Raw genomic sequence first — 3,077 nt, forward strand, 5'->3', positions numbered from 1 at the left:
TTTGTTTCATAAGGATGTTCCAGTAGAATTTATTCAACAAATATTTAAAACGATGAACGAAACACCGCACCACACTTATCAGATTCTAACCAAGCGACCTGAAAGACTTCTTGAGCTATCACCTTTTCTAGATTTTACACCGAACATATGGATGGGCACAAGTGTGGAAAACGAACGTGTAACATCTCGCATCGATCTATTACGGAAAGTACCTGCTAAGGTTAGGTTCTTATCATGCGAACCACTGATCGGCCCGTTGGATAACTTAGATCTTACCGGTATCCACTGGGTTATCGTTGGCGGAGAGTCAGGCCCAGGAGCACGACCAATGCAGGCAGAATGGGTTCGAAGCATTAGGGATCAGTGCCAAGAACAACGAGTAGCCTTTTTCTTTAAACAATGGGGAGGCGTTCAAAAGCATAGAACAGGTCGCACTTTAGATAATAGGACATATGATGAATACCCCTCTTTAATTACTACATGAAGCCCTTATAATAGGGCTTTTTTCTTTTTCTATTGCCATCCCAAACATACGTTCCTATAATAAAAGTGAGGTGATTCCCATGAACTTCTCGTCGTACCAGTTCACCCCACTGGAACAATATATTCGTGAATTGTATGAGCATTTAGCGATCAGATCGCCCCATCAGCTGGATATGATCGACATTGCCGCAAAGCTGAGCGTGTGGCTGCATTTTGCCGACATCCGGAGTACGGCCATCGGACGGAACGGGGCGTATAGCATTATCATCGACCGGCGCCTCACTCGCCAGCAACAGTGGCAGGAGTTTGGACATGAGCTTGGGCATGTGCTGCGCCATGCGGGGAATCAGATGTTGCTTCCCCCTTCCCTCGTACAGTTACAAGAAGCCCAGGCGACGAATTTTGCGCTGCACTTTTGTGTGCCGACGTTTATGCTACTTGAGCTTGAGCTTCCACACACAGAAAAGGAAATCATCTATGTACTGAGCGAAACGTTTGGTGTGGAGCCGCTGTTCGCTAAACGGCGTTGGGATCGCTTTAAGGAACAATGGGAAAGTTATCGGTTTTACGAAGCGCTTTTCGGTCATATGCAAGTGGCTGAGCCGGTTGTCGCCGCTTCCGGCCGCGATGCGGAGAGCGATCTTAGTCTGCTTCATGAGTACGCTGTCGCACATGATGGCTCATTGTTTATTGACGGCCACTTAACGGACGAGGAACAACGAGAAATCATCCGCTATTTACAGAAGATGGACCGCCGGAATGATCCAACAGCTTGAATTATACCGGCACAGAATGGATGAATCACGTAAAATCAGAACAGCCAGTCCGCATATTTGTCTCTTTTTTTGCATACATGGTGATAGCGAGTTCTATTCTAGGTCAGAGGTGGTTTTATGTATAGGCCGAGAAACTTGGACGTGTTCATCTACCTTCGCAAAAGCCGGAAGGATATCGAGGAAGAGAAAAAGGCCGCTGAGTCCGGCGCGTCATACGACACATTGCAGCGCCATCGGGATAACTTGCTGGCCGTAGCTCGTAAAGAGGGGCACAATATCCTCGGCATCTTCGAGGAGATTGTGTCCGGCGAGTCCATCGCTGAACGTTCGGAGATCCAGAAGCTTTTGCGTGAATTGGAAACGGGAATCGCTGACGCGGTGCTTGTCATGGACATTGACCGCCTCGGCCGTGGTGATATGCTTGACCAAGGCATTTTAGACCGTGCTTTTCGCTATTCGGGAACGAAAATCATCACCCCTACGGAAGTTTATGACCCGGAAAGCGAGACGTGGGAGCTCGTCTTCGGTGTGAAATCCATCGTGTCACGTGAAGAGCTGAAAGTCATTACTAGGCGTTTGCAGGGTGGCCGGCGCGACTCGGCTGCTAAAGGTCGCTCCATTTCAAAAAAGCCGCCATACGGCTATCTTCGCGATGAAAAGTTAAAGCTCTATCCTGATCCGGAAACGTCATGGGTCGTGGTGAAAATCTTTGAGATGATGCGCGATGGATACGGTCGCCAGGCAATTGCCGCTGAGCTGGATCGACTTGGAGTGAAACCACCCGATGAAAAGCGATCCTTTTGGTCTCCTTCGACGATTAGCGCTATTATCAAAAATGAGGTGTATCTGGGGCATATCATCTGGGGCAAGGTGAAATACATTAAGCAAAACGGCAAGTATAAACGCAAGAAAATGCCGAGAGAGCGCTGGTATGTCAAAGAGAATGCCCATGAGCCCCTCGTGTCCAGGGAACTCTGGGAAGCCGCCAACAAAGCGTATCGGAGCCGCTGGCGCCCTTCTACGGTAGAAAGCAAACCGCTGGCTAACCCGCTGGCCGGGTTGTTGAAATGCGAGGTTTGTGGCTATACAATGTGGTATCAGCCACGCAAAGACCGTCCTCATCCGCTGGTGCGCTGTCCAAACCCGAAATGCAAAGGTGTGCAAAAGGGAGCACTATTGCCGCTTGTCGAGGAGAAAATCTTGCAATCTCTCGCCGAGTTCGTCGACCAGTTCGAGGTGCAAGAGGATACGTTCGCACGGAAAGAGCAGCGTTCAGTCATCCCGCTAAAGCAAAAGGCCGTTGAGAAAAAAGAAAAAGAGCTCCGAGAGCTCCATAAACAAAAGGACGCCCTGCACGACTTGCTAGAGCGAGGCGTCTATACGATCGAGACGTTCTTGGAACGCCAGCAGATGGTTGTGAGTCGGATCAAAAAAACACAGGAGGACATCGAGCAACTGCGTGAGGAAATCGCTAAAGAAAAGCTGAAAGAAAAGAACATGAACGAGTACATCCCGACGGTTAAAAAGGTGCTGGACGCCTACCGCCTCACAGATGACGTAGAAAAGAAAAATCGCCTTCTCAAGTCGGTGCTTGAGAAAGCGACATACCTGAGAAAACCGGAGTGGACGAAAAAGGACCAGTTTACGATTCAGCTTTACCCTAGGATTTAGAGGCAACGGCCTCCTTTTTTTCTGCGGAGAAGAAATATTTCAGGGCCTCGAACACATCGGATTTTTGCTTCAAGATATAGTATTTGAATTTCTCATGTTTCATGCTGCCGTATGCACGCATAAGTGTAGAGGGTGTACGGTTGTACT

The 3,077-nt window shown here is 48.7% G+C and carries 3 protein-coding genes and 1 pseudogene; 3 read left to right on the top strand and 1 reads right to left on the bottom strand.

The features are described from left to right. The 3 genes from GZ1_RS16780 to GZ1_RS16790 all read left to right on the top strand — a co-directional run. The coding region (locus GZ1_RS16780) for a DUF5131 family protein (RefSeq protein ID WP_060788940.1) at positions 1 to 484 on the top strand (484 nt) is incomplete at its 5' end. A gap of 79 nt (positions 485 to 563) precedes the next feature. After that, positions 564 to 1,259, top strand: a complete 696-nt coding sequence (locus GZ1_RS16785) for an ImmA/IrrE family metallo-endopeptidase (protein ID WP_083509328.1) — start codon at positions 564 to 566, stop codon at positions 1,257 to 1,259. A 117-nt stretch (positions 1,260 to 1,376) separates the two neighbouring features. Then, the gene (locus GZ1_RS16790; protein ID WP_060788941.1) at positions 1,377 to 2,930 is read left to right on the top strand and encodes a recombinase family protein; all 1,554 of its coding nucleotides are present in this window, start codon (positions 1,377 to 1,379) and stop codon (positions 2,928 to 2,930) included. Here the strand turns inward: GZ1_RS16790 and GZ1_RS19720 are convergent. Further along, positions 2,920 to 3,077, bottom strand: a pseudogene (locus tag GZ1_RS19720) (sporulation protein YhbH); the annotation flags it as partial. The gene GZ1_RS16790 and the pseudogene GZ1_RS19720 overlap by 11 nt on opposite strands.

The sequence above is a fragment of the Geobacillus zalihae NBRC 101842 genome (assembly GCF_001544135.1).
Classification (GTDB): Bacteria; Bacillota; Bacilli; order Bacillales; family Anoxybacillaceae; genus Geobacillus; species Geobacillus zalihae.

Excerpts from the sequence above, each read along its gene's own strand:
- GZ1_RS16785 (WP_083509328.1), top strand. The coding sequence starts at position 564 with ATGAACTTCTCGTCGTACCAGTTCACCCCACTGGAACAATATATTCGT.
- GZ1_RS16790 (WP_060788941.1), top strand. The coding sequence starts at position 1,377 with ATGTATAGGCCGAGAAACTTGGACGTGTTCATCTACCTTCGCAAAAGC.